Raw genomic sequence first — 24,171 nt, forward strand, 5'->3', positions numbered from 1 at the left:
TGATTACATGGTTATTTTAACACCCTGTATCAAAAATGCCAAATGTTTTTTAAAAAAATACGTTTAATTTTCGTGTTTTTGAAAAATCAAAAAAGACACCTCCGCGTGGGAGGTGCCTTCGCTCCTTATGCAGTTTAGAATAAGCCCAGAATTTCACCGTCAGGAAGAATATCCATGCGGTTGGCCGCCGGCACTTTCGGCAGGCCCGGCATGCGCATGATGCTACCGGCCATAGCGATCAGGAACCCGGCACCAGCCGAAGGCTTGACCTCGCGGATGGTGACCACGAAATCCTTGGGCCTTCCTTTGAGGGCAGCGTCATCGGAAAGCGAGTACTGGGTCTTGGCCATACAGATGGGCAGTCCCGACAGACCGTCTTCTGTCAGCTTGTCCATGTCTTTCTTTGCTTTCTTGGTGAAGTCCACGGCAGCTGCTCCGTAGATTTTCTGACAGATCATCTCGATCTTGTCCTCGATGGGCAGGTCGAGATCATAGAGAGGCGCATACTGCGTAGGCTTCGTCTCTACGATTTCTACAACAGCGCGGGCGAGCTCCTCGCCACCCGCTCCGCCGCCTGTGAAGACTTCCGAGAAGACGGCGCGGGCGCCGGCCTCTTCACAAAGACGCTGGATCATGGCCAGCTCGGCTTCCGTGTCCGTCGGGAAGTGGTTGATCGCCACGACAGCCGGCACGCCAAAGGTCGACACATTCTCGAGGTGTTTCGCCAGGTTTCCGAAGCCCTTCTCGAGAGCTTGCAGATTCTCTTCGGCCAGGTCTTTCTTGTCCACGCCACCGTGGTTCTTCAGCGCACGCACCGTGGCCACGATCACTGCCGCATCGGGTGTGAGGCCCGCTTGACGCGCCTTGATATTGAAGAATTTCTCGGCTCCGAGATCGGCACCGAATCCGGCTTCCGTCACCACGTAGTCCGCTAGTTTCAGGGCCATCTTGGTGGCCACCACCGAGTTCGCACCGTGGGCGATATTCGCGAAGGGACCGCCGTGGATCAGCGCAGGCGTGTTCTCGAGCGTCTGTACGAGGTTCGGCATGAGGGCATCCTTCAGAAGAAGGGCCATGGCCCCCGTTGCTTCGAGCTGATCGGCCGTCACGGGTGTGTAATCATACGTATAGGCCACGATCATGCGACCCAAGCGCGACTTGAGATCCTCCATATCCTGAGCCAGGCATAGGATCGCCATGACTTCTGAGGCCACGGAGATGTCGAAGCCATCTTCCCTGGGCACACCGTTACCGCGCCCGCCGAGACCGATGACGATATCACGCAGCGCGCGATCGTTCATATCGATAGCCCGGCGCCACACGATCCGTCGCGGATCGATGTGCAGGGGGTTGCCCTGGTGAATGTGATTGTCGATCAAGGCTGAGAGCAGATTGTTCGCAGCGGTCACCGCGTGGATGTCCCCGGTGAAGTGAAGGTTGATATCCTCCATGGGAACCACCTGGGCGTAACCACCACCGGCGGCGCCTCCCTTGATTCCGAAGCACGGTCCCAGGGAAGGTTCGCGAAGCGTCGTAAAGGTCTTTTTCCCAATACGGTTCAGGGCCATGGAAAGGCCCACGTTCGTGGTCGTTTTTCCTTCGCCGGCGGGCGTCGGATTGATGGCCGTCACGAGAATGAGCTTCCCGTCCGGCTCACCAGCCAGTCGATCGAGCACATCCAAATGGACCTTCGCTTTGTACCGACCGTAAAGTTCCAGGTCATCCTCCGTGAGTCCGACCCGTTTGCCGACCTCTACGATCGGATCCATCTTGGCTTCTTGAGCAATCTGCACATCTGTTTTCACTACTCGCACCTCCGTGTGTTTAAGAAAGGTCTAGGACCTTCATGATTTTCAGGGCTGTTTGCATGGCATACCTGTCTTTCTCATGGGAAAGACTTACCCCAGTGATTTCTTCGATCCGGTTGATTCGGTAGAGCACGGTATTGTAATGGGTGAAGAGTACTTCGCTCATCTTCTTCAGGTTGCCGTTGCACTCGAAGTAGACCTCCAGGGTCTTGATCAGCTCGGTATCTCGCTTCTCATCATAGGCGACGAGATCTTTCAGTGTCCTACGGTAGAAAATTTCTAGTTCATCTCGGATCGCCTCGTTGGTGAGTACCTTATAGATACCCAAAGAATCGAAGCGAATCACAGGATCGGATGGTACCATGAGCCCGGCGGCCTTGACGGCTTTGAGCGCATCTTTCAAGCTGCAGTGGACATCGTCGAGCCGCTGGTAAAGGCGACCGATCCCCACCAGGAGACCTTCGTCGTAAATCTTTTTAGACAGTACTTCATAGAAAAGGGTCCCCATCCTCCCGGCGATCTTTTCAAAATCCTCCTCCGATCGGAACTGGATCAGCACGTTGGCCTCCGACTCCTTCACGGCGATCAAGTAGGGTCTGCCCTTATCCTTCAGGATCAGTTCCAAAAGGTACCCCATCTTGCCCATGGCATCGCGTGCCACTGGATTTTGGGATAATCGCAAGTTGTAAATGGCATAGGCGCCTTCAGCGGTAAAACGATGGTTCGCCGCTCGGTCGATGGCCGTCGACCGGCGGTATGCGTCGAGCGAGACCAGATCTTCGAAAAATTCCACCTTGTAGCGGTTCTCCACTTCCTGAACAGAAAGTTGTTTGAGGAGCTCCAGGGCAATGACATTGGATACGGATTCGAGGTTCAGTTTATCGAACTCGGAGATCGGTTCGTAGAGACCGTAGCTGACCATGTGGCCAAAAACCTGGTTTTTCACCACGATGGGCACGAGCAAACGGTCGACCTCTCCATCCTCAAGGAGCACCCGATCCACGGAAACCTTCGAAAGCTTTCGCAGGCTCTTGTTCCGCCGGAAAGTTGTTTCTACATTTTCCACGAGCTTGTTGAGCATCAGATCGCGGAGATCGTTGTGGTAATAGAGATCTTCAAAATAATGATCCTTCACGAAGACAGGGTTCTTGATCGTCCTGGAAAGGCTCTTGAGAATATCGCTCAGATCTCCTCCTTTGAGAACCACGGCCATGGTATCGTTGTGGATGGTCTCCACCCGACGGAGCACCTCGGACTGCCGATCGTAGATCATCTTGTAGACCCCGGACATGATGTCGGTAAAGGCCGTATCATAGGCAATCTCGATCAGCGGGAACCCCAGGTCATCGGCTCGCGCTCGAAAATCCTCAGGCAGGGTGTCCCGATAAGGCTGGACCTTGATCAGCATCCCGCTCACCCCTCCGTGATCGAGGGCCTCCAAGATGTCAATCTGCTTGTCCCGATCCGCCTTGTCGAGCACTTCGGCCGTGGTCAGGATCATCTCTTCTCCCGCGATCCACTTCTCGATATCCAGATCCACCATGATATTGATATGTTTCACGCAGCGATCCAAACCGACCTCACCCGACAGGATAACGCTTTCCCCAAGGGTGCTAAGAGACAGCAGTTCCTTCACCTTCACACTAGAGTCCTTTAACACGGCCGGCCACCTCTTCCTTCGCTTTTTCACGCCTATGTTTCTATTCTACCAACAAAAAAGGCCTTCTTCAACGAGAAGACCGCTTTCGATGTGAATTTTCGACAAATCATTCGAGGGAGAATCCCGCTTCCTCGAAGGTGATCATATGGGCCATCATGGCCGAGGCCATGTCCACCAGCGGCATCATCATCACGGCACCGGTACCTTCGCCAAGCCGCAGACCCAAATCGATGGGCGCCTTCAAGCCCAGATGCTCCAGAGCCACCCCGGCGGCCGGCTCGGCAGAAGCATGACTGGCGATCATGTAGGCGGTGGCATACTCGGAGAGTCCGGCGGCGATCAGTGCACTCGCCGCGGCAATCACACCGTCGATGATCACGGGGACGCGCTTGGCGGCTGCCCCGAGGATCACCCCGGCCATCCCTGCGATATCGAGCCCCCCCACGCAAGAGAGGATATGCAGTGGGTCGGCCTGTGTGCGGTGATGCAGGGCGAGTCCCTTCTCGATCACCGCGATCTTGTGGGCGCGTTTTTCCGCCGGTAGATTGGCACCGAGTCCCGTGATTTCGCAGACCGCGGCGCCGGTTAGAGCGGCGATCACCGCCGTGGCCGGTGTGGTGTTGCCGATGCCCATCTCCCCGATGGCCACTAGCTGCGCTCCCTTTCCGATTGCCTCTTCGGCCATCTCGATGCCGACGACGAGGGCACGTCTTGCTTCTTCCCGCGTCATGGCCGCTTCCTTTGTGAAGTTGGCCGTACCCCGACGGACCTTTTTGTGGTGGATCGGCGCACCGGCCAGATCACGGTCCACACCGATGTCCACGATGTACAGGTCACTTCTCGCCTCCTTGGCGAAGGCACAGACGCCCGTGATTCCCTTGGTCATGTTGAGGGTCTGGATCCATGTGATATCCCGGGGAGCGGCTGATACCCCCTCTTCTGTGATCCCGTGGTCCGCAGCCATCACGATGGTGGCCCTCTTATCGAATCGAAAGCGCATCTGTCCTGTGATGGCAGAAAGACGGACGGCCAGGTCCTCCAGTTCCCCGAGGCTGCCCAGTGGTTTGATCAATCCGTCGATTCGGGCGCGTGTGGTCTTCATCAGCTCGGGATCCAGCGGTTCGATGTTCCTTAGGACCTCGTTCAATTTCTCGCTGGTCATGTTCTCTTCTCCTCCTTTTTACCAATGAAAAAAGGCCCACGGATCCCAAGGAGCGCACAGACAAGCCTGTACTGCTTCCCGGGACCGTGGACCTTACCTAATCCATGGTGTATCGATCGATGTGGCAGGTCTCCTGACTTCGCGTCTAGGCTAGGGACGCCTTCCCGAATCCCAAGAAGGATCGGTGGCCTTTCGTCCGTTCGCTCGGCGTTACAGTGGCGGGACCGTTCACGACTCTCACGTGATTCCCTATTCTCCCCTGGTGGGGCACCGCATCGAGTGATTCATTTTTGGTTGATTCTAGTAATTACCCTGTGCGTGCATGGCTTCGGCAACTTTTACGAAGCCAGCGATGTTGGCACCGGCCACGAGGTTGTATCCGAATCCGTAGTCGCCGGCAGCTTTCATGGCGTTGTCATGGATATTCTTCATGATCGCCTGGAGCTTGGCGTCGACTTCTTCTTCTGTCCAGCTGTAACGCATGCTGTTCTGGCTCATCTCAAGTGCAGATGTGGCCACGCCACCAGCGTTGGCTGCTTTTGCAGGACCAACGATCACGTTGCTCTTCTGGAGGAACTCAAGAGCATCGTTCGTCGTAGGCATGTTCGAACCTTCGATGACGAATTTTACGCCGTTTGCAACGATTTTCTTGGCGTCTTCCATGTGGATTTCGTTCTGTGTTGCGCATGGAACCAAGATGTCGGCTTTCACGCCCCAAGGCTTCTCGCCTTCGAAGTACTCCACACCGAACTTGTCAGCGTAGAGCTTCACTTTGTCAGCGCCGGAGTTACGCATTTCCACGAGGTAGTCGATCTTCTCAGGCGTCGTTACACCGTCTGGATCGTAAACGTATCCATCGGGACCAGAGAGAGTGACCACTTTACCGCCGAGGTCGCGAACCTTCTGGCAAGTACCCCAGGATACGTTACCGAAGCCCGAGATGGCAACCGTTTTGCCTTCGAAAGAAGTGCCTTCGTGCTTGAGTACTTCGTTGGCGAAGTAGACGATACCAAAACCAGTGGCTTCCGGACGGATCAGTGATCCACCGTAGGGAAGGCCTTTGCCCGTGAGCACACCGTTTTCAAAGGCGCCGCGGATACGTCGGTACTGGCCGTAGAGATAGCCAATCTCACGACCGCCCACACCGATGTCTCCAGCCGGAACGTCTACATCAGGACCAATGTGACGGTAGAGCTCTGTCATGAAGCTCTGGCAGAAACGCTGCACTTCGCCTGCGCTCTTACCGTTGGGATCGAAGTCAGAACCACCTTTACCACCGCCGATGGGAAGACCCGTAAGAGAGTTCTTGAAGATCTGCTCGAAACCGAGGAACTTCACGATGCCGAGGTACACGGATTTGTGGAAACGGAGGCCACCCTTGTAAGGGCCGATGGCGCCGTTGAACTGTACGCGGAAACCACGGTTCACGTGGAGGTTGCCGGCGTCGTCCACCCATGGTACGCGGAACATGATCTGACGCTCGGGCTCGGCGATGCGAGACAGGATATTGGCCTCAACCCACTCGGGGTGCTGCTCGAGTACGGGCTCGAGGGAAACAAATACTTCTTCAACCGCCTGGATAAACTCCGGCTCGGATGCATTGCGTGCTTTAACCTGCTCTAAAACCTCTTCAATGTACTTCATTGGACAACCTCTCCTTTTTTCGGGAATCGTTTTCCCGTCTCCAAAAATTTTTTTCCCTTCGTGGCAGAAACGTGGCAGAAAGTTTGTTAAAAATTTACGCAATCTGTCATACACGTGCATTATAACACACAATTTTGAAGAGTGACAACCGCGTCAACGCTTTTTCACATATAAATTTTTTGACACGATTGTCAGGTCCCTGATATAGAGGTGGGTCATGTGTTCAAGCGCCTGGAACACTTCCATTTGCAGTATTTTCAGACTTTTTGACAGGGGCCGTTCGAGGGGGTAGTCGTGCCCCATCTCGAGCAAAATCTCCAGTCCTCCCTGGCGTCGGTAGATGCGCCGCTTCTCGAGATGCATCTCCGGTGCCGCGCGGCAAACGGCCTCCTCCAGGACCTGATACAGGGTGTGATCGGAGATGGTGAACTGTCCCATCTGGGAGAAGGTCGGTCGCACCACGGTCTTTTCCTCGACCACCCCACCGCCAAGCCGACGTTTGATGAAGGCGTGGAGCGTGTCGAAAAAATGCCCGGAAAAGTCCCGCTTGATCTCAAGGGTAGGCAGGGGGATGATGTGCTTGCCGTGGAAAAGACGCTCTTCCCGGGCCTTCTTGATCTCGGCCTCCGTGCTGATCTCCTCGATCATAATCAGTTCGTCGACCGGATCAACCCCGAGGGCCTCGGCGATACGGTTGACCATCTTGATGGAGGTTCCGATGATCAGCATGTGGTCGTAATCACCCTTCTCCAACAGTTCCCTAGCCTGGCGCCGGTGCGCGTCGTCCAGAAAGAGGGCGCGCTTGACCGCGGCGATCTTGGTCTGCTCGGATTTCGCACTCGTTCCCGTGAGCCGCACGCGGTCCGAAATCAAGAGACCATCGTCCACGATCAGATCGACGCCCCGCTTGATGGCCAGTTCAATGGCCTTGAAGCTCTTGCCCGTTCCACTTTTCCCCACCAACGCTTCTACGCGCATAGTCATACCTCCCAAAGTATTGAAAATCATTATAAATTAAGGATTTGTGATGCTTTTCACGTGTCCTGTCTTGTTTACATTGTATACAAGAATTATAATGAATAACAGGTAAAGTTGAAAACATCATCTTGAAGGAGGTATGAACTATGGCATACTTTATTGAAGATTCTTGCATCGCTTGCGGCGCATGTGAGCCTGAGTGCCCAGTGAGCTGCATCACGGCCGGTGACATCTACGTGATCGACGAAGATGCTTGCATCGACTGTGGCGCTTGCGCGAATGTCTGCCCAGTAGACGCACCGCAACCCAAGTAAGTCTTAAAAAAGCACCGATACCACGCACGTGGTATCGGTGCTTTTTCTATGTCCATCCCAAAATACGCTGCAAGCATCGGCTTACCATCGAAAAAAAGAGCCTAGGTCGGCTCATTTTGGCTGAGGAACTGATTGAGTTTGCTCAGGAACTTCAGGACGGCCTTCTCTTCGTTCACCGTCATATCCGCCAAGATGAAATCGATCATCTGATCAAAGGTGGGAATCTGCTCTTGGTAGACGACCTTGCCCCGGTCACCCAGATAGACCTCGTAAGACCGACGGTCCTCTTCACACTGTTCCCGCTCGAGATAACCACGCTTGTGGAGTTTCCCAAGCACACCGTTGATGGTCTGCCGGTCGACCTCGAGAAGAGCGAGGAGCTCGAGCAGCTTCATCTGCCCCTGTTCGCCCAGGGTTTTGATCACCAAGAGATCGAGCAAATCGAGTCCCTGCCCGTGACGGTGGTTCATTCGGAAGCCCTTTTTGTGGAGCACGAGAAGCCGTTTCGCCGTCTTCTGCGTCATGTTCTTGATCTGATGCGTATAGTTGGCCATGGCATTCCTCCCGTTGATAACTCTTCTCGCTCATTCTATCATGACCTCGAAAAAAAAGAAAGCCTAGCGCAAGGCCAGGCTTTCTGGGGTCTATGGATTTAGTCGCGCTTGACGATCAGGGCTTCGCCCATACCGCCGCCGACGCAGAGCGTCGCAAGTCCCGTCTTGGCATCGCGCTTGATCATCTCGTGGAGAAGCGTCACCAGGATTCTGGCTCCGGAAGCACCGATGGGGTGTCCGAGGGCGATGGCGCCGCCGTTCACGTTCGTGATCTCGCTCTTGAAACCGAGGGTCTTGGCCACGGTGAGCGCCTGGGCTGCGAAGGCTTCATTCGACTCGATCAGATCGAGGTCTTCCACCGTCATGCCAGCTCGCTCCAGGGCCTTTTTCGTCGCCGGGATCGGGCCCGTACCCATGATGCTGGGATCGACACCCGCAGAAGCGTGTGCCACGATCGTCGCGAGGGGTTTCAGACCCAGCTCGTCAGCCTTCTCTTTGCTCATCACGACGAGCGCCGCGGCCCCGTCGTTGATCCCGGAGGCATTACCCGCTGTGACCGAACCGTCTTTTTTGAAGGCAGGTCTGAGTTTCGCGAGCCCTTCGGGCGTGGCGTTCGCTTTGATATACTCATCCTCTTTGAAGAGAATTGGATCTTTCTTTCGCTGTGGAATCTCCACGGGCACAATCTCATCGTCAAAACGACCGGTTTCCCTTGCCTTGGCCGCCCGCATCTGGCTCTCGTAGGCCAGCTCGTCTTGTTCCTCGCGGGTCAAGTCGAACTGCTCCACCAGGTTCTCGGCGGTCACACCCATATGGTAGTCGTTGAAGACATCCCAGAGACCGTCGTTGACCATGGGGTCGTAGAGTTCTCCGTTGCCCATACGCTGTCCCCATCGGCCCTTCTTGAGCAGGTAGGGTGCCATGGACATGTTTTCTGTACCCCCGGCGATGTAGACATCCCCCGCACCGGACACAATGCCCTGGTAGGCGAGTGATACCGTCTTCAGCCCGGAGCCACAGATCATATTGATCGTGCTACAGGGCACCGTCACCGGTAGATCGGCACCGAGGCCCACCTGACGGGCAACGCCCATGCCGTGGCCGGCCTGGAGCACTGATCCGAAAATCAGCTCATCCACGATCACCGGCTGGATTCCAGCCCGTTCGATGGCCGCGTTGACCACGATGCTACCGAGTTTCGCCGGTGTGATGTCCTTGAGCATTCCGCCGAAACTACCCAGTGGTGTCCGGACGGCGCTTACGATTACTACTTCTTTCATTTGTCATTACCTCCCTTTCGTATCCCTACTCATCATTATATCCCTCTTGGCGGGTCGGTGCAAAAGAAAAACCGAAGCGCTAGGCTTCGGTTTCCGGCTTTTCTTTTAAAAAATACGAAAGGGTAAGCAGATCATCGATGAGATGGACGTTTTCCACCACAATCTCCTCCGGTAAGTTCAAATCCACCGGTGCGAAGTTCCAGATACCGCGAATATCGGCTTCCACCAGTCGGTCGGCCACATCCTGTGCCCCTTCCTTGTTCGTACAGATGAAGGCGAGCTCCACGTTCTTCTCTTTGATGAAGGCTCCCAAGTCCTCCATATCGTAGACATCGGTATTGGAGATGCGCATTCCCACCAATCGGGGATTGATATCGAAGATCCCCTGCAGTTTGAATCCGTAGTCGCCAAAACTCGTGTAATTCGCCAGTGCCTGTCCCAGGTTCCCGGCTCCCACGATAACGGTGTTATAGGGTTTCGTCAGGCCCAGGATCTTGCCGATCTCGTGGTAGAGGTCCTCCACGTTATAACCGTATCCCTGCTGTCCGAATCCCCCGAAATTATTTAGATCCTGTCGGATCTGTGAAGCAGTGAATCCGATGATCCGGCTGAGCTCTTTCGAGGAGATGCGATGAACGTCCTTATCGAGCAGATCCTTCAGGTACCTATGGTACTTCGGCAATCTCTTGATGACCGCCATCGAAATCTTATTATCGGGCATTTTTCATCAACTCCAGTCTTTGTCAACCTGATTATAGCACCCTAGTTAAATTCCTGTCAAATGTTCTTGAAGATTCCTAAAGCTTTCCGACGAGGTCCCCCCAGGGGGAATTAAGATTCCATGATCCGGGGATTTATGATACACTAGTTGCGTCAAAAAACAAGCAAGAGCGAGGGAAAACCATGATGATTCTATCCTGTTCACAATTGAAAAAAAGCTATGATAGCGAGGTCGTTCTCGATGGGATCAGTTTCTCCATCCAGGAGGGCCAAAAAGTCGGTCTGATTGGCGACAACGGCAGCGGCAAGACCACTCTGTTCAAGATCCTGACGGGGGAGCTCTCCCACGATGAGGGGCACGTCTTCATCGCACGGGACAAGCAGCTCGGTTACCTACAGCAAACGGTGGAGGAAACGGACCGCTCCCTCTGGGACTTCGTGCTCGAGAGCTTCGCCGATTTGATGGCGCTCGAGAAAAAGATGCGTCTTCTCGAGATCGAGATCGCCGAGGCCCACGATGAACCGGACCGATTGGAGATCCTGATGGCCAACTACAGCGAGGCCACCGAGACCTTCGAGAGACGGAAGGGCTACGCCTACGAGAGTTATGCCAAGGGTATCCTCCGCGGTATCGGCTTTGAGGATGACCAGTTCGGTCGCCCCGTCTCCACCCTCTCCGGTGGTGAACGCTCGCGCCTGGCGCTGGCCCGCCTCTTGATCTCCACACCGGACATCCTCCTGCTCGACGAACCCACCAACCACCTGGACATCGATGCCGTACGTTGGCTCGAGGGGTTTTTGTCTTCTTACGAGGGCACGCTGATCGTGATCAGCCACGACCGGTACTTCCTCGACCAGATCGTCAACGTGGTCATGGCCCTCGATCATCACCAGTTGATCCGACACGAGGGTTCCTACACCGATTTCGTGGCCTACCGCGACCAGCTCCGCGAAGAGCAACGTCGACGGTATGAAAAGTACAAGACCGAAGTAGAGAAACAAGAGGAGATCATCCGCCGCTTCAAGGGCCGCGGGACGGAGAAACTGGCCAAACGGGCAAAATCCAGGGAAAAACGCCTCGAGCACATAGAAAAGGTCGATGCCCCGACAGACCACCACAAGGAGGCCAAGCTCAACTTCCACGTGACCCACCCTTCGGGAAAAGATGTGCTCCACGTCGAATCCCTCGGGTACGGCTACGAAGAGTCCCTTTTCGAGAATTATACCTTCGATGTCTACCGTGGCGACAAAATCGGGATCATCGGACCCAACGGAATTGGAAAGACCACCCTGGTCCAGCTGGTCTTGGGCCGTTTGCATCCCACCGAGGATGACGCCGTTATCCAATGGGGTCACAACGTCATGCGAGCCTACTACGACCAGGAACAGGCGGACCTCAGCGGCGACCGCGAGGTGCTGATGGAGATTCACGAGCACTTCCCGCAGTTCGACCTCACCGAGGCGAGAAGCCTGCTCGGACGCTTCCTCTTTTTCGGTGACGATGTGTTCAAGCCCGTGGGGGCGCTCTCCGGCGGGGAGAAGGCGCGGGTCGCCCTGCTCAAGCTCATGTTGTCCGAACACAACACCCTCTTGCTCGATGAACCGACCAACCACTTGGACATCAGCGCCAAGAGCGTGCTCGAGGGGGCGCTTCTCGATTACGACGGTACGGTGATCGCCATCAGCCACGACCGGTACTTTCTCAACCGCGTCTGCGACAAAATCTTTGAAATGCATCCCGATCATCTGGAGGTCTACCTGGGCAACTACGACTATTACCTCTACAAGAAGAAAGAGGCCAAACTCCTCGCAGCCGGTGGGGAACCGGAGGTGCTCACGAAGACCGAGCGCAAGGACAAGAACCGTCGAGAGCGCGAAGAGCGACAGGAGAAGCGGGCCCAGGTCGAGGCGCAACAGGACCTGGAGAGCCAGATCGCCGAACAGGAGGGGCGCCTATCGGAAGTGGAGGTGCTGCTGTGCGACGAGGCCGTCTACACCGATCCCGACCGGGCGGCACCGCTCACGCGCGAGATGCAGAGCCTGAAGGAGGCGCTCGCGAAACTCTATGAAAAATGGGAAGCTACCCTCTAGACAAAACGCCGACGTATCCTATAATAGAAATAGAATCACAACCAAAGGAGGCAACATCCGTGTTTGAAACTGTACAGAAGATCATCGCCGATCAGATGGGTCTGAAAGATCCCGAGAAAGTCACCATGGATACCGTCCTCGATGACGATCTGGGCGCCGATTCCCTCGACGCCGTGGAGATCATCATGGCTATCGAGGATACCTATGACATCGAGATTCCCGATGATATCGCGGAAAACATCCGCAAGGTATCCGAGATCATCACCTACCTCGAAGACGTGCTCGAAGACGAAGCGTAAAAAAGGAAATGCCCGGTGTACGACCGCTTGAAGCGGTGCGCACCGGGCATTCTACATTTTTTGTTCCCTACTTCATCCGGATCAGCTTGATGTAGAGCTTACCATCGACCTCGTCGACGGTCGCTTCATCGGTCATCAGGCCGATGAGGTGGAGCTCATTGTCCACATCGCAATCTCCGGCGAGACCCCAGTAGTATTCTTCCATCTCTTCTTGCTTTTCCGTGGCGAGGGCCATGACCAGGGCGTTGATCTTCGAGGATTTATTGGGGTTGTAATCCCCTTCCATGTAGATTTCAAAACGATCGGACTTATTGCGAACGGCGATATCGATATTCTTGGCCCCGAGGTAGAACAGGTAGTTCATGAGCTCGTCGACCATCAAGGAGATGCGCTTTTTCATATGTTTCATTTTAATCACTCTCTTTCTTGAAGGCCTCGATCACGGGGATGAGAAAGGCGGCAACAAAGCCCGCGGAGAAGCCGTTGTTATACAAATTGAGTCCGCTGTGGAGGACGCCCACGCTCAGGACCACGGAGGAGTGGATGAACCCCGTCAGGATCCCCACGCCCCAGCCGAATTCGCCGGCCAGCGGCGCGAGGGCCGTGCCGAAGAGGGCCGCTAGGATGGGGCCGGGTTCAGTGATCGACCACACCTTCATCATGGAGCCCAAGAAGACCCCAGCGAAAATCGGCCAGACGTTGTTCGGGTGCTTACCGAAGCCGCCGAAACCGGCCACCGTCAAGATGCCCCCGATCACCGGACCGTTGATGGGTGCTCCGACCAGCAACACGAAGGTCGTGGCCATAATCCCCAGCATACCCATGTTGAAGAGGGTCGTCCCCATGCCCTCGAGGATCACGAAATCCGTGACCAGACGGCCGACGTACTTGAAAAGCCGCGGGAGCACCTTGAATACCCCGGGGTTGACCCACCAGCCCATAAAGAGGAAGAAGGCAAAGCTCGCGTACAGGACCACGGCGGAAACGGTGGTGTAGGCATCGGTCCAGATCATCTGGCTTTCCACCTGGAAACCGAAGGACTTGAAGATTGCCACGTAGATGGTCCCCACCACGCCCACGGTAAAGCCGACGTTGTAGAGGTTAAAACCCTGGTGGACGCGCAGCATGTAGGTGGCGAGCGGTGGCAGGATAAAGCCCATGCTTATCCCCACGAGGGAGCTGATGAGCATCCGCTGCACGAGGCCGAGGCCGGGATAGGTCAGCAGGGCCGAGGCCATGGGGGCCAAGGCGGTACCGAAAAGAGAAACGTAGACGTGCTTGGAATAGCTATCACCCTGGACCTTCGCGTAGAGGTAGACCCCCGCGATAATGAACCAGATGTTGACCAGATTCTTCCCGAAAAAGGCAAAGCCGATGATCAGCATGATGGCGGCAAGGGTGGCACCGTTGAAGTGAATACCCATTTTGTAGAGCATGAAGGTAATGATCATCCCGAGGAGACCTGCGTTCACGAAGGTGGCCCCGGGCCCCCCGAGACCGAAGTAATCGGTGATCAGGGTGGCGGGGCTCGTCAGGATGACCTTGAGGCCGTTGACAATTTCTGTTGGTGTCGATAAGAAAAATCCTACGATCACGAGGAATAGGGCGAAGAGACCGATCAGCCCGAACTGATAGGCGCGGTCCTTCATAAGTTTTTCTCGCATGGGCAACTCCTTTTGCTAGATACAAGGGGTTGTCGCTCGGCACCGCTCGGCGGTCTTATTCAAGGCGCAGATTGGGTACGGCGTTTAGGAATAGGTCGGCGAAATCGCCGCGTTGGTACTGGTGGTAGGCACTGGCGCCGATCATGGCGGCGTTATCCGTGCACAGGTCCATCGGAGGGTAGTAGAAGGTGATGCCATCCTGAGCAGCACGGATGGTCAGCGCTTTTCTGAGGGCACGGTTGGCCGCCACGCCACCGGCGAGGCAGAGGGTTCTTGTCCCCACGCGCTCGGCGGCTTCCATGGCCTTGTCCACCAAAACCTCCACGACGGAGGCCTGGAAGCTAGCGGCCACGTCGGCCGTCACCACGGGTTCCTTTTTCATGCGCATGCTGTTGAGGTAGTTGAGCACACCGGATTTGATTCCGCTGAAGGAAAAATCCAGGCTCCCCTTCTCTAGGTAGGAACGCTTGAAATGAATGGCCTCGGGATTCCCCTCATCGGAAAGCCGGTCGATCAGGGGGCCACCGGGGTAACCGAGGCCCAGGGAGCGGGCCACCTTGTCGAAGGCTTCGCCCACGGCATCGTCCCGGGTCCGTCCGAGAACCTCGTGAACCCCGTAGTCTGGCACCCACACCAGGTGGGTATGACCGCCGGACACCACCAGGGTGAGGAAGGGCGGTTCAAGTGCGGGATGGGCGATATAATTCGCCGCGATGTGACCCTCGATATGGTTCACACCGATGAGCGGAACGTCCAGGCTAAAGGCCAGGGCCTTGGCGTAGGACAGCCCCACCAAGAGGGCACCCACGAGCCCGGGACCGTAGGTCACGGCCACGGCGTCGAGGGCATCGAAGGAAAGTCCCGCCTCCTCGAGGGCCGCGTCCACAATCCGACTGATCTTCTCCAGGTGATTGCGCGAGGCGATCTCCGGGACCACGCCACCGTAGGTGCGGTGGATGGCCACTTGTGAGTAGATGGTGTTCGAGAGGACCTCTCGACCGTTTTTCACGATGCTGGCGCTGGTCTCGTCGCAACTGGACTCGATGGCCAGGATAATTAGATCTTCCATAACTGCCTCCTTAACTTTAACCATTATATCCTGTGAGATGCCCCGAGGCAAACCCTTCTCTTGCCTAACTATGATATAATGATGGGTAATGACGTCGAAAGATGAGGGAGGACGCACGATGCTTGACAATACAACCGATCGCACCTTTATCGAAAGTTTGAGCTATCAGTATTTCACCGAAGCAGATTTCCTACAGGTCTGTCTCGAAGCCCTCTGTGCCCATGTACATTTTTCTTCCCTGGCCCTAGTTGCCATCGATTACCGGGACGGGCTGGTCCAAGAGGTGCTGACGGTGAACCGACGCAGGGCCAGTAGAAGGGAGACCTTCCCGCTCCTTCACTTCCGCACCCTGTTGTCCTCCTTGGAATCGGGAAAGTATCTCTTGCTCGACGAGAGGGATTACGAACTGGGAATGGTGATGCGAAAGCTGGATTTCAAGGCAGAGAGCATGGCCCTCTTCCCCCTCTTCACCCACGGCAAGATGACCCACGTGCTCGTGGGCATCCGAGAACAGGATGCTCCCGGTGAGCGCGCTATCAACACCTGCCGGGCGGTGCTCCCCCTACTGACGGAACACTTGGCCCGCGATATCAAACCGCTCCGCATCGCCTTCGAGGAAAACTTCGAACCCGCCCTCCTGGTCAACTGCGACCTGGTGATCCTAGAACTAAGCCACAACGCAGAGCGGTTTTTAGAAAGCAACGAACCCTATGCCCTGGAGACGTGGCTAGCGCACGATGAGCGGGAGCGGCTGAGAGAAACCCTTCTCTCGCTCGAAGCCAGCGAGTCGTCGACCTGTCTGATCGAGCGCACCGATTGGCACTATCCCTTGCGGATCAAGCGGATGTCCACCACCGCCCTCTACCTGATTTACCTCGATGCCGTTCCGATCAGCAAAGAGATTGCCGGTGGTCCGGACCTCGAGGATGTGCATGAGGTGCTCCTCGATCTCGTCCCCCACCATATTTACGTGAAAGATGACCAGGGGCGTATCGTCTATGCCAATGCCACCCATGCCGCCTACTTGGATCTGCCCAGGGAACAGATCCAGGGACACAGCCAACGTGAACTCCACCGGTTGATGCGAGAGGATATCGAACGCTTCACCCATGAGGATCAGGAGATCCTGAAGAGCGGACGCCGCATGCACCTCACCGACGAACGGGTGGTGGACAACCGGGGTATGACGCACTTTTTCGAAACGCACAAGATTCCCTATGAGAAGAGAGACGGTCGCTATATCCTAGGGGTCTCCACTGAGATCACCGACCTCGTGCGATCCCAAGCCTATCTACATCAAAAGAAAGAGGAACTCCAGAAGAGTTACGAAGATCTGGAGGCCATGAACGAAGAACTCTACAGCATCAATGAGGAGCTGCAGGAGACCTATTACGAAGTTAGTCGCCTCTACCGGGAGTCCGAACGAACCAACGAGGGACTCGAGGCGCTCATCCACACGATCATGGGACTGGGTGATGGCGATGTGAACCTCGATGCCTTCCTGATCAATGCCTTCCACGGCCTCTACCGCCTCATCGACACGGCGGACTACGGCAGCCTGGTCTTCTTCCAAGACGGTGTCACCCACTATATCGATGCCATCGGCCACGATCTAGAGGGTCTGAAGGGTCTACACATAGCAGAGGAAAAATTCATTCATTCCGACCAGGTGGTCATCGTAGATGACCTTCTCCATACGAAGAACATAGAGAGCCAGTTCACAGCAGAGGAGCTCAACGGGGTGATCGCCGCCTCGCAACCCATTCGTTCGAGCCTGATCCTGTGCCTTACCGAGGGCGATACGATGATCGCCAATGTATCGCTGGACATCAGCACCACCAGTGATAAGCAGTTCGCCGAGACGGACGAGCGGATCGCCGAGGGGTTCAAGACCCTGGTGAACGCCTACCTCGGCCAGAAGCGGCTGCGCGAGCTCTCCGAGGATTTTCACCAGCACATCGTGCTGGCCATCACCGGCATGCTGGAAATCCACGACCTCTACACGCGCGGTCACTCGGAGAATGTGGCCCGCATGGCGAAGGCCTTGGCGGCCAGGCTCTCCCTCGACGAGAGCGTTCTGAACGATACCTACTGGGCCGGCATGGTGCATGACATCGGTAAGATCCTGATCGGCGACGAGGTACTGAACAAGACCGAGCGCCTCACCGAGGAAGAGTACCGCATCATCCGCCAGCACCCCGTCTGGGGATACGAAACCCTCCGGGCGTCCAAACCCCTGGAGAAGATCGCCCGCTACGTCCGCCACCACCACGAGCGGTGGGATGGGAAGGGCTATCCCGATGGTCTCTCCGGTGAGGAGATCCCGCTGATCAGCCGCATCCTCTGCGTCGTCGACGCCTACGATGCCATGACCTCAGAGCGCAGCTACCGGTCGGCGCTGAGCTTCGAGGAAGCTACCGCCGAGCTGAAGAAGCACAGCGGGACGCAGTTCGCGCCCGAGATCGTCACCCTGTTCCTTTCGCTCTTAGAAGAGGCCCGTTGATCGGGTCTCTTTTCTTGTGCATAAAAAAATCCCCCGTCCGAGAGGACGAGGGAGGCTGATTACATCATGATCGTCGGGATCACGCTGAAGAGGATCACGATCACCCAGGGGATGAGGACCACGGCAGCGGCCTTCGCCGTCGTGATCTCGTGGATGATCTTGATACCAATGATGGAAACCCCGAGGTACCAGAGGTTGAAGATATCCAGAGACGAGGCGATCATGTAGGCGATGCTGGTCGTGTCCGGCGTGCCGAAAAAGAGGGCCGGTGAAAAGCTGATCATGGCATTGCCCGTGAAAAAGATAATGATGGAGCGCAGGATCACGCCCAGTACCGTGATCAGGTAAGCGTAGACCACAACGGCGAAGGTCTGCTTGAAACGCCCCGCCCCGCCGAAAAGGATCGAGAGACCGTGGGCGAAGGCCGCCTTGATGATAGGGCTTAACATGGAACCCAGGATTCCGCCCACCATGGTACTGATGGTCAGGGTGCGCAGCATCTCGGCGTTGATCGTGATATTGGGATTTTGCTTGGTCAACTGCTCGATTGTCATGGCCCTCAGGCCGTCGAGCTGCAGATAGAGGCCTAGCGCCACGATGACGAAAACAATGACAAAGGGCAGGAGGACCGGTTTGGGGTTACGCTTGATATCCTCCATGACCAGGGAGGGCGATGTGAAGATGCCCAACATGCGATCTGCGAAGGACAGCTTCGCCTCCTCCTCTTCCTCGAAACTCAGGCTCTCCTCGTAAAGGTCGTTTTTTGGTTCTTGTTCGTGTGCCATCGGATGATGTCCCCCTTTTTACTCGTAGCGCAAAGCTTCGATCGGGTCGAGCTTCGCCGCTTTGTTGGCTGGATAGATACCAAAGAAGATGCCGACGCCGGCAGAAAAGAGCCAGGCGATCAGAATGGTCCCGAGACTCGTGGCCGGGGGCACGTCGATAAAGGAAGCCACACCGTAGCCGAAGGCGATGCCCAGCAGCGTGCCGAGCACCCCGCCCAGCGTGGAGATAATGACCGACTCCACGAGAAACTGCATCAGGATGTCCTTGTGCTTGGCCCCCAGGGCCTTGCGGATCCCGATCTCTCGGGTCCGCTCGGTGACGGACACCAGCATGATGTTCATGACGCCGATGCCCCCCACCACCAGGCTGATGGCGGCGATGGCGCTGACCACAGCCGTCAGGATGCCCATGATGGAGTTGACCATCTCGAGCTGTCCCTCGGCGCTAAAGGCCTGGTACTTATTCTCGTTCTGGTGCCGTCGTTCGAGAACTGTGGTGATCTCCTCGATCATCTCTTCAGAGGAAACGTCAGCGTGAAAGTTGATCTCCGTGTAGTAGACGTACTGACCGAGACCCACCTGCTTTTCCATGAGGCTGTAGGGAACGTACACGTTGAGCGGTTGATCGAAGGCCCCTATGGATGGTATAGCCGATCCCGGCGGTTCGTAGACCCCGATGATGAGGAGTGACAGCTGCTGGGCGCCGGTGTTGACGCGCAGGCGTTCGCCCACCACATCGAGACGACCGAAGACTTCCTCTGCCACTTTTTTCTCGATGACCACCACGTTGCGGGCCGACTGGTCGTCGCCGTCCTGCAGAAAGCGGCCGTCGAGCAGGTCGAAGGCCTGGATATCTTGGTACTGGTGGTTGACCCCGTTGAGGGTCAGATCCACATTCGTCTGTTCCCCGGTGATCGGTGCCACCTTGCCTCCCCGCGTATAGGAGGGGCTGATGCCTTTGATCTGATCCTCAAAGATCCGGGCGATCGCATTGTAGTCGTCCTTGGTAATATAGTCGGAACGGACCAGGTCCTCCGACCAGTTCATGGTGAGGAAGATCCGGTTCACGCCAAAGGACTCGAACTCGCCGCGGATCGCCGATTCCATGCCACTGCCCAGGGAGACCACGGCGATTACAGAACTGATCCCGATGATGATCCCGAGCATGGTCAGGAGCGAGCGCATCTTGTTGACCCAGATGGCCTTCATGGCGATCCGGAAGCTCTCTACAAAGTTCATGCGGAGACCTCCTTCTTCTCATCGGACAAAATCTGCCCGTCCCGGAAGGTGATGACCCGGCTGGCGTGGGCGGCAATATCGTGTTCGTGGGTGACCAGGATGATGGTCGCCCCCTCACGGTTGAGTTCCTCGAAGATCTGCATGATCTCGACGCTGGACTCGGAGTCCAGGTTCCCCGTGGGTTCATCCGCCAGGATGATGGAGGGTTTGTTCACGAGGGCACGGGCGATGGCCACGCGCTGCTTTTGACCGCCGCTGAGCTCGTTGGGCGCGTGGGTCATCCGGTCGCCGAGACCGACGCGCTCGAGCGCGGCTACGGCACGGGCGTGCCGCTCTTTCCTGTGGACATGCCCGTAGATCATGGGCAGCTCCACATTATGCAGGGCTGTCACCCGGGGGATCAGGTTAAAGGACTGAAAGACGAAACCGATCTTTTCATTGCGGATCGCCGCCAGGTCCGTTCCCTCTAGGCGGTGGGTGCCCACACCGTCTAGCTCATAGGCGCCCTTCGTGGGGCGGTCGAGACAGCCGATGATATTCATCAGCGTGGACTTCCCGCTACCCGAGGCACCGATGATGGCGACGAACTCTCCCTCTTCGATGCGAAGGGTCACGCCGCGCAGGGCCTTGACTTTCACAGCCCCGGTGTCATAGATTTTCCATAGGTTCTCAATATTGATCATGAAGGCTCCTTTTTAATTCGTAACCTCGGCGAGCTGTCCGTCTTCAAAGGATTCCGTGGGATTGAGGACCACGCGGTCACCGACGGAAAGGGTATCGGTCAAGACCTCGAGGGAGAGGTCTCCCTCGATCCCACGCGTGACGGGGATCCGGTCCAGGCGGTTGTCGGCATTCACTTTAAAGACGAAGGCCTGACGGTCTTTATCGACATAGAGGGACTCGTAGGGCACGACGAGCGCATTATCCTTCTCGTCGGTGGTGATCTCGATGTCCGCGGAGAAGTTCGGTTTGAACGCCGTATCCGTTTGCAGATCGATCCTTACCTCGACCACGGTCTCGGCGCTCTGGCCGCTGGTGGTGCGTCTTGCCGATGCGCCGATAAAGGCAACGGTGCCCTCATAACGGGCATCGCGAAGGGCATCACCGGTCACCACAACAGGTTGTCCGATATCCACGCGCTTGATGTCGTACTCCGAAATCTGGCTGACCACCTCGAGCTTTGAGAGGTCATCCACGGTAAAGAGCGCTGTAGAGGGGCTCACCAGATCGTACAGATCCACGTCCAGGGCCGTCACGGTCCCGGCAATGGGTGAACGCAGGGTCATTTTCTCTAGCTGGTCTTCCAATCGCTCCAGGCGGAGCTGTGCGTTCTCCACATTGAGGCGAGCGACCTCCAGATCGCTGGAGAGTCCATAGCCCTGGTAGTTGCGCCGGGCTGATGTATAGTCGTTCTGGGCCAGTTCGTAGGCCAGTCGAGCCGCTTCAAGGGCAGACTGACTCACGGCACCGGCTTGAAAAAGCTGCTGTTGGTCCTCGTAGGTTTTCTTCGCGTCATTGAGCCGCTTTTCCGCCGTGGACAGGGCGAGGTCAAACTGTGTCGATCCCTGGGAACGGAGCTTCTGTAGATTTTCCCTACTGATGGCAAGCCCAATCTCAGCCTCTTCGATCTGCCGCTCCACTTCATCGGTTTTGAGCATGAGCACGATATCACCTTTCGAGACGAGAGTGCCCTCTGAGACCATGATCTCTGCTACCTCGCCGGAAACCTCCGGCCTAAGGGTAAAACTTTCCTTTGAAACCACGGTGCCGTCGGCAAAGATCCGTGCGCTCAAGTCCTGTTCCGTTGCTTCGCTCGTCTTGACGTAAAGAGGCTCTTCGCCGCCACCGCCCATGGCCTTGACGATCGCAAAACCGACGAAGGCCACGACCAGGGCCATCAATAGGCCGATTATTATTTTCTTCTTCATCCATCACACCTCACACCATAGGATCAGAGCGTCTTCTTGCTCCGCTTGATAGTAGTTTTCGCGTACGCCCTCGACGGTAAAGCCGAAGGCTTTGTATAGAGCGATGGCGGGCGCATTCGACCGCCTCACTTCCAATGTCATGTGCCCGACGCCGAGATCCCGGGCATCTTGGATCAAATGCTCCAGGAGCTTACGGCCGTAACCCTTTCCACGCCTCTTGGGACTCACGGCAATGTTCGTGATATGCCCCTCGTCGAGAATCTGCCAGTAGCCGCCGTAGGCAGCAATCTGATTTTCCTCCTCAAGCACCAGGTAACGGGCTAAGCTGTTCGTGGTGAGTTCCGCCCGGAAGGCTTCTGCAGACCAAGGGGTGGAGAAGCTCTCTTTCTCGATCGCCACGATCTGCGGAATATCCGCGATCGTCATCTCGCGGACGGTCATGTCATGTCTCCTCCCGCTCGCGTTCGGCCTGGCTTTTTCTCAGGTAGGTCACGCTGGCGGCGCCGGATTCGGCGAGGTCCTCCTCGCGCATCCCGGCCGCGAGCCAAGCGATATGGGCGGCGCGCTGGCGGTTGTTGGTCGCCTCGGCGAAAACCGCACGGCTGCCCAGCCGCTCGACGATCCGGTCCCTCGAGGGCGGTAGGCCGTCCCCAGTGAAAAGAATGGGCCCCTTGTGGTGGGCCAGGAGCTCAAGCCAGTCGTCGATGACGATGGCCCGCTCTTCTTCCACCGTAAGGAGTCGCCCCTTGTCCCACCGGTAAAGTCCGGTGTAAACTTGGGAGCGGCGCGCGTCCATGAGCGGGGCGATCAGTCCTTCGAAGTACATACCGTTGAGGGCAAGACCCGCGAGGGTCGAGATCTCGGCGATGGGAATGCCGTGCGGATGGGCGAGCCCCTTGGCCGCGCTCATCCCGATGCGGATGCCCGTAAAAGAGCCGGGACCTGCGGCCACGGCCACACGGTCGATGTCCGTCATGTCCAGTTCAAGGTTCTCGAGCAGCGAGGCCACCAGGGGCATCAGCTTCTCGGAATGGGTTCTCGGGTGATTGACGGTCATCTCGCCGAGCAATTTATCGTCGTCGAGGATGGCCACCCCGGCCACATGGGCCGATGTTTCAAGCGCTAGTATTTTCACGGTGCCACTCCTTCATTCTTTCTTCTAAGTCGGCATGTCCATCGAGGGTCAAGACCCGTTCGCCCGGCGTTTCGCCGTAGGCGATCGCGATCCACAGGGCCGGTTCCGGAATCAGTCCCCGGACTTGGTCCGCCCACTCTATGATAGATACCCCGTCCCCCTCGATGTACTCGTCGAAGCCAATCTCCAGCATCTCGTCCTCGGAAGCCGCCCGGTACACATCGAAATGGTAGACCAGGTAGCGACCGCTGTCGTAGACGTTCATCAGGGTGAAGGTGGGACTCGTGATCGGTTCGTCCACCCCGAGACCGGCGCCAATGGCCTGGCTGAGGGTGGTCTTGCCGGCACCGAGGTCCCCGGTGAGGCACAAGATGTCGCCGCCAGCCAGCTCACCGGCCAGGGCTTCACCGAAGGCACGCATGGTGCTTTCGGACACAATACGCAGGGTTGTCAAAGGAAGTCACCTTACTTTCTACTGTCAAGTATACACCAGGCCATAGGCCCAACCGGTGCATTTAAGGGTTTCTTAAGCCGTAGTTAAACAAATTTATATCTTTCAATACTATACCATACTTTTCTAACCCTGTGCGACAGGGCTAATTTCAAGGCTTTTGGGAATTGTCATGCCTTGGTCTTCTCTAGTAAGAAGAGTATTTTTCCTAGTAGGGTTTGGCATGCATCGTTAGCAAAAAAAAATGTCAGCCTCGAGTCTGTATAATGACAGCATTTTGTCCACACTTGCTTCCCCTTGGTTTGTCGATGACCAACCACCCACCTTCATGGGATTTCACATTGAACATACAACTCCCCCCGAGTTCTTAGCACGACAAAGCCCCGCGACAGAAGACCGATCGCAGGGCTACTTGAGGAAGGAAAGAAGTGAACAGCAAAGGCCGGCCGCAAATAGGTATCCGACTTGTTGCTTTTCTTCCCATGACAAGGTCTACACTACATATGCTATGAAAAGACGCAAGCATACGTGACCATATTCGGCGAGACCTCATGCATGATTAATCCCTTGAGTCGATACCAAAATATTCTTTCTTCAGATTGGCGCCAACAGTATAGGCAATATCGTTTACCCTTTCTTCGTCATGCCCCTCTTCCACAAACTTGGATATCGTATGCTGTACAGCATTATCGATATACTGATTTTTTCCCATTAGGTTTGTTGTAGAGTAGTTCAACTTCGGATCATTCCTGTAATTCTCAGTCATATCCTTGATCATCATCTCGATATCATTTTCTAAGCTCATACTCATCACCTCACATTCTCATTGAGTATTCTGTATAGTCTGATTTTATCATACTCCCCAAAGGAGTTGATCCTTTCTCAAC

Annotated in this window: 23 protein-coding genes and 1 riboswitch; of the genes, 4 read left to right on the forward strand and 19 right to left on the reverse strand. The window is 56.0% G+C overall.

Annotated features, from left to right (window positions below; translation table 11 throughout):
- Positions 1-134 precede the first annotated feature (134 nt).
- From ACULM0_RS07145 to ACULM0_RS07165, 5 genes are all read right to left on the reverse strand, one after another.
- On the reverse strand, positions 135-1,805 hold the full coding sequence (locus ACULM0_RS07145) for a formate--tetrahydrofolate ligase (RefSeq protein WP_463679737.1): 1,671 nt from the start codon (positions 1,803-1,805) through the stop codon (positions 135-137).
- A 19-nt stretch (positions 1,806-1,824) separates the two neighbouring features.
- Entirely contained in the window at positions 1,825-3,468 is a 1,644-nt protein-coding gene (locus tag ACULM0_RS07150; RefSeq protein WP_463679738.1) for a PucR family transcriptional regulator, read from the reverse strand.
- A 106-nt stretch (positions 3,469-3,574) separates the two neighbouring features.
- The gene (cobT, locus tag ACULM0_RS07155) at positions 3,575-4,630 is read right to left on the reverse strand and encodes a nicotinate-nucleotide--dimethylbenzimidazole phosphoribosyltransferase (protein WP_463679739.1); all 1,056 of its coding nucleotides are present in this window, start codon (positions 4,628-4,630) and stop codon (positions 3,575-3,577) included.
- 106 nt (positions 4,631-4,736) lie between these two features.
- A riboswitch (cobalamin riboswitch) is annotated at positions 4,737-4,920 on the reverse strand.
- A gap of 10 nt (positions 4,921-4,930) precedes the next feature.
- Positions 4,931-6,274, reverse strand: coding sequence for an NADP-specific glutamate dehydrogenase (gene gdhA, locus ACULM0_RS07160; RefSeq protein WP_463679740.1), 1,344 nt, complete (start codon positions 6,272-6,274; stop codon positions 4,931-4,933).
- Between the two features lie 153 nt (positions 6,275-6,427).
- Positions 6,428-7,252 (reverse strand): hypothetical protein, encoded by an 825-nt coding sequence (locus ACULM0_RS07165; protein ID WP_463679741.1) that lies wholly within the window; start codon positions 7,250-7,252, stop codon positions 6,428-6,430.
- Between the two features lie 146 nt (positions 7,253-7,398).
- On the opposite strand from ACULM0_RS07165, the gene ACULM0_RS07170 reads away from it, so the two are divergent.
- Positions 7,399-7,566, forward strand: a complete 168-nt coding sequence (locus ACULM0_RS07170) for a DUF362 domain-containing protein (protein ID WP_463679742.1) — start codon at positions 7,399-7,401, stop codon at positions 7,564-7,566.
- A 101-nt stretch (positions 7,567-7,667) separates the two neighbouring features.
- Here ACULM0_RS07170 and ACULM0_RS07175 read toward each other — a convergent pair whose 3' ends face one another.
- From ACULM0_RS07175 to ACULM0_RS07185, 3 genes are all read right to left on the reverse strand, one after another.
- Positions 7,668-8,120 (reverse strand): MarR family transcriptional regulator, encoded by a 453-nt coding sequence (locus ACULM0_RS07175; RefSeq protein ID WP_463679743.1) that lies wholly within the window; start codon positions 8,118-8,120, stop codon positions 7,668-7,670.
- Between the two features lie 98 nt (positions 8,121-8,218).
- Positions 8,219-9,400 (reverse strand): acetyl-CoA C-acetyltransferase, encoded by a 1,182-nt coding sequence (locus ACULM0_RS07180; RefSeq protein WP_463679744.1) that lies wholly within the window; start codon positions 9,398-9,400, stop codon positions 8,219-8,221.
- A gap of 79 nt (positions 9,401-9,479) precedes the next feature.
- Positions 9,480-10,121, reverse strand: coding sequence for a redox-sensing transcriptional repressor Rex (locus ACULM0_RS07185; protein ID WP_463679745.1), 642 nt, complete (start codon positions 10,119-10,121; stop codon positions 9,480-9,482).
- Between the two features lie 182 nt (positions 10,122-10,303).
- On the opposite strand from ACULM0_RS07185, the gene ACULM0_RS07190 reads away from it, so the two are divergent.
- Both ACULM0_RS07190 and acpP read left to right on the forward strand, forming a co-directional pair.
- Positions 10,304-12,211: an ABC-F family ATP-binding cassette domain-containing protein gene (locus ACULM0_RS07190; protein WP_463679746.1), complete on the forward strand. Its 1,908-nt coding sequence runs from the start codon at positions 10,304-10,306 to the stop codon at positions 12,209-12,211.
- A gap of 59 nt (positions 12,212-12,270) precedes the next feature.
- The gene (acpP, locus tag ACULM0_RS07195) at positions 12,271-12,510 is read left to right on the forward strand and encodes an acyl carrier protein (protein ID WP_463679747.1); all 240 of its coding nucleotides are present in this window, start codon (positions 12,271-12,273) and stop codon (positions 12,508-12,510) included.
- Positions 12,511-12,577: 67 nt separating this feature from the next.
- Here the strand turns inward: acpP and ACULM0_RS07200 are convergent, their stop codons facing one another.
- The 3 genes from ACULM0_RS07200 to tsaD are packed head-to-tail and all read right to left on the reverse strand — an operon-like array spanning position 12,578 to position 15,243.
- Positions 12,578-12,919 carry a hypothetical protein gene (locus ACULM0_RS07200; RefSeq protein WP_463679748.1) on the reverse strand — a complete coding sequence of 114 codons (342 nt, stop codon included), beginning with the start codon at positions 12,917-12,919 and terminating at the stop codon, positions 12,578-12,580.
- 1 nt (position 12,920) lies between these two features.
- The gene (locus ACULM0_RS07205) at positions 12,921-14,174 is read right to left on the reverse strand and encodes a DUF1576 domain-containing protein (RefSeq protein WP_463679749.1); all 1,254 of its coding nucleotides are present in this window, start codon (positions 14,172-14,174) and stop codon (positions 12,921-12,923) included.
- Positions 14,175-14,229: 55 nt separating this feature from the next.
- Entirely contained in the window at positions 14,230-15,243 is a 1,014-nt protein-coding gene (gene tsaD, locus ACULM0_RS07210; protein ID WP_463679750.1) for a tRNA (adenosine(37)-N6)-threonylcarbamoyltransferase complex transferase subunit TsaD, read from the reverse strand.
- Between the two features lie 118 nt (positions 15,244-15,361).
- Between tsaD and ACULM0_RS07215 the strand changes: the two genes are divergently transcribed.
- Positions 15,362-17,746, forward strand: coding sequence for an HD domain-containing phosphohydrolase (locus ACULM0_RS07215; protein WP_463679751.1), 2,385 nt, complete (start codon positions 15,362-15,364; stop codon positions 17,744-17,746).
- Between the two features lie 59 nt (positions 17,747-17,805).
- Here ACULM0_RS07215 and ACULM0_RS07220 read toward each other — a convergent pair whose 3' ends face one another.
- The 8 genes from ACULM0_RS07220 to ACULM0_RS07255 form a co-directional block, all read right to left on the reverse strand.
- A complete protein-coding gene (locus ACULM0_RS07220) occupies positions 17,806-18,531 on the reverse strand; it encodes a Yip1 family protein (RefSeq protein WP_463679752.1) in 726 nt (241 codons plus the stop codon).
- Positions 18,532-18,549: 18 nt separating this feature from the next.
- Positions 18,550-19,770: an ABC transporter permease gene (locus ACULM0_RS07225; protein ID WP_463679753.1), complete on the reverse strand. Its 1,221-nt coding sequence runs from the start codon at positions 19,768-19,770 to the stop codon at positions 18,550-18,552.
- Positions 19,767-20,453, reverse strand: a complete 687-nt coding sequence (locus tag ACULM0_RS07230; RefSeq protein WP_463679754.1) for an ABC transporter ATP-binding protein — start codon at positions 20,451-20,453, stop codon at positions 19,767-19,769. Before ACULM0_RS07230 ends, ACULM0_RS07225 begins: the two co-directional genes overlap by 4 nt.
- Positions 20,454-20,465: 12 nt before the next feature.
- Complete coding sequence (locus ACULM0_RS07235) at positions 20,466-21,698, reverse strand: efflux RND transporter periplasmic adaptor subunit (RefSeq protein WP_463679755.1); 1,233 nt, start codon at positions 21,696-21,698, stop codon at positions 20,466-20,468.
- 3 nt (positions 21,699-21,701) lie between these two features.
- Positions 21,702-22,139, reverse strand: coding sequence for a ribosomal protein S18-alanine N-acetyltransferase (gene rimI, locus ACULM0_RS07240; protein WP_463679756.1), 438 nt, complete (start codon positions 22,137-22,139; stop codon positions 21,702-21,704).
- Position 22,140: 1 nt separating this feature from the next.
- Complete coding sequence (gene tsaB, locus ACULM0_RS07245) at positions 22,141-22,833, reverse strand: tRNA (adenosine(37)-N6)-threonylcarbamoyltransferase complex dimerization subunit type 1 TsaB (protein WP_463679757.1); 693 nt, start codon at positions 22,831-22,833, stop codon at positions 22,141-22,143.
- Positions 22,814-23,287 carry a tRNA (adenosine(37)-N6)-threonylcarbamoyltransferase complex ATPase subunit type 1 TsaE gene (gene tsaE, locus ACULM0_RS07250; RefSeq protein WP_463679758.1) on the reverse strand — a complete coding sequence of 158 codons (474 nt, stop codon included), beginning with the start codon at positions 23,285-23,287 and terminating at the stop codon, positions 22,814-22,816. Before tsaE ends, tsaB begins: the two co-directional genes overlap by 20 nt.
- A gap of 556 nt (positions 23,288-23,843) precedes the next feature.
- Positions 23,844-24,089 carry a hypothetical protein gene (locus ACULM0_RS07255; protein ID WP_463679759.1) on the reverse strand — a complete coding sequence of 82 codons (246 nt, stop codon included), beginning with the start codon at positions 24,087-24,089 and terminating at the stop codon, positions 23,844-23,846.
- Positions 24,090-24,171 lie beyond the last annotated feature (82 nt).

Source organism: Halotolerantifilum yawarlongkerapense (genome assembly GCF_054506745.1).

Excerpts from the sequence above, each read along its gene's own strand:
- cobT (WP_463679739.1), bottom strand. The coding sequence starts at position 4,630 with ATGACCAGCGAGAAATTGAACGAGGTCCTAAGGAACATCGAACCGCTG.
- ACULM0_RS07185 (WP_463679745.1), bottom strand. The coding sequence starts at position 10,121 with ATGCCCGATAATAAGATTTCGATGGCGGTCATCAAGAGATTGCCGAAG.
- ACULM0_RS07175 (WP_463679743.1), bottom strand. The coding sequence starts at position 8,120 with ATGGCCAACTATACGCATCAGATCAAGAACATGACGCAGAAGACGGCG.
- ACULM0_RS07220 (WP_463679752.1), bottom strand. The coding sequence starts at position 18,531 with ATGGCACACGAACAAGAACCAAAAAACGACCTTTACGAGGAGAGCCTG.
- ACULM0_RS07165 (WP_463679741.1), bottom strand. The coding sequence starts at position 7,252 with ATGCGCGTAGAAGCGTTGGTGGGGAAAAGTGGAACGGGCAAGAGCTTC.
- ACULM0_RS07235 (WP_463679755.1), bottom strand. The coding sequence starts at position 21,698 with ATGAAGAAGAAAATAATAATCGGCCTATTGATGGCCCTGGTCGTGGCC.
- ACULM0_RS07170 (WP_463679742.1), top strand. The coding sequence starts at position 7,399 with ATGGCATACTTTATTGAAGATTCTTGCATCGCTTGCGGCGCATGTGAG.
- ACULM0_RS07180 (WP_463679744.1), bottom strand. The coding sequence starts at position 9,400 with ATGAAAGAAGTAGTAATCGTAAGCGCCGTCCGGACACCACTGGGTAGT.
- ACULM0_RS07190 (WP_463679746.1), top strand. The coding sequence starts at position 10,304 with ATGATGATTCTATCCTGTTCACAATTGAAAAAAAGCTATGATAGCGAG.
- ACULM0_RS07215 (WP_463679751.1), top strand. The coding sequence starts at position 15,362 with ATGCTTGACAATACAACCGATCGCACCTTTATCGAAAGTTTGAGCTAT.
- ACULM0_RS07255 (WP_463679759.1), bottom strand. The coding sequence starts at position 24,089 with ATGAGCTTAGAAAATGATATCGAGATGATGATCAAGGATATGACTGAG.
- rimI (WP_463679756.1), bottom strand. The coding sequence starts at position 22,139 with ATGACCGTCCGCGAGATGACGATCGCGGATATTCCGCAGATCGTGGCG.
- ACULM0_RS07205 (WP_463679749.1), bottom strand. The coding sequence starts at position 14,174 with ATGCGAGAAAAACTTATGAAGGACCGCGCCTATCAGTTCGGGCTGATC.
- ACULM0_RS07200 (WP_463679748.1), bottom strand. The coding sequence starts at position 12,919 with ATGAAACATATGAAAAAGCGCATCTCCTTGATGGTCGACGAGCTCATG.
- ACULM0_RS07230 (WP_463679754.1), bottom strand. The coding sequence starts at position 20,453 with ATGATCAATATTGAGAACCTATGGAAAATCTATGACACCGGGGCTGTG.
- gdhA (WP_463679740.1), bottom strand. The coding sequence starts at position 6,274 with ATGAAGTACATTGAAGAGGTTTTAGAGCAGGTTAAAGCACGCAATGCA.
- tsaD (WP_463679750.1), bottom strand. The coding sequence starts at position 15,243 with ATGGAAGATCTAATTATCCTGGCCATCGAGTCCAGTTGCGACGAGACC.
- ACULM0_RS07225 (WP_463679753.1), bottom strand. The coding sequence starts at position 19,770 with ATGAACTTTGTAGAGAGCTTCCGGATCGCCATGAAGGCCATCTGGGTC.